Below are 982 nucleotides of genomic sequence, written 5' to 3'. Positions count from 1 at the left end.
GCAGGTCAGCCTGCTGAACTCATCGATGGCTTAATTGAACTCGGTATTAAAGACTTAGTGATCGTCAACAACAACGCAGGTAATGGTGATTACGGCTTGGCTAAACTGTTACAAGCAGGCGCTGTACGTAAAATCATCTGTTCTTTTCCTCGTCAGTCTGACTCTTATGTCTTCGATGAACTCTACCGTGCAGGCAAAATCGAGTTAGAACTTGTACCGCAAGGCAACTTGGCTTGCCGTATTCAAGCGGCGGGTATGGGCTTAGGTCCAATCTACACACCAACAGGTTTTGGTACTTTGCTTGCTGAAGGCAAACCAACCATGAATTATGAAGGTAAAGACTACGTTTTAGAAAATCCAATCAAAGCTGACTTTGCGTTAATTAAAGCGCATAAGGGCGATCGCTGGGGGAACTTGGTGTACCGTAAATCTGCACGTAACTTTGGTCCAATTATGGCCATGGCAGCAGATATCACCATCGCACAAGTATCAGAAGTCGTGGAACTCGGTGCCTTAGATCCTGAACACATCATCACCCCAGGGATCTTTGTACAACACGTTGTACAAGTTCAACCTGCGCAGTAATTTGAGATTGGAGAAATAAAATGAGTTATCAAAAATTAACCCGTGATCAAATTGCAGAACGTGTTGCACAAGATATTCCTGATGGTGCTTATGTCAACCTTGGCATTGGTTTACCGACCAAGATCTCGAGTTACTTACCTTCTGACAAAGATGTCTTTTTACATTCTGAAAATGGTTTATTGGCCTTTGGTCCACCCCCTGCGGAAGAAGACCGTGACCCTGAGTTAATTAATGCGGGTAAAGAGTTTGTAACCCTGCTAGAAGGCGGAGCTTTCTTCCATCATGGTGATTCATTTGCAATGATGCGTGGTGGTCATTTAGACATCGCAGTCTTGGGTGCTTTCCAAGTCGCTGAAAATGGTGATCTTGCAAACTGGCATACCGGTGCACCTGATGC

At 44.7% G+C, this 982-nt stretch carries 2 protein-coding genes; both read left to right on the top strand.

Annotated features, from left to right (window positions below; all coding sequences use genetic code 11):
* Positions 1-585: 3-oxoacid CoA-transferase subunit A (locus tag AC1M9A_RS14365; protein WP_035270774.1), on the top strand; the 585-nt coding region annotated here is incomplete at its 5' end.
* Between the two features lie 20 nt (positions 586-605).
* The coding region (locus tag AC1M9A_RS14360; protein ID WP_481610484.1) for a CoA-transferase at positions 606-982 on the top strand (377 nt) is incomplete at its 3' end.

This window comes from Acinetobacter sp. ANC_7634, assembly GCF_056779875.1.
Note: the sequence above shows the minus strand (reverse complement) of the source record. Positions and strands in the feature narration are given on the sequence as shown.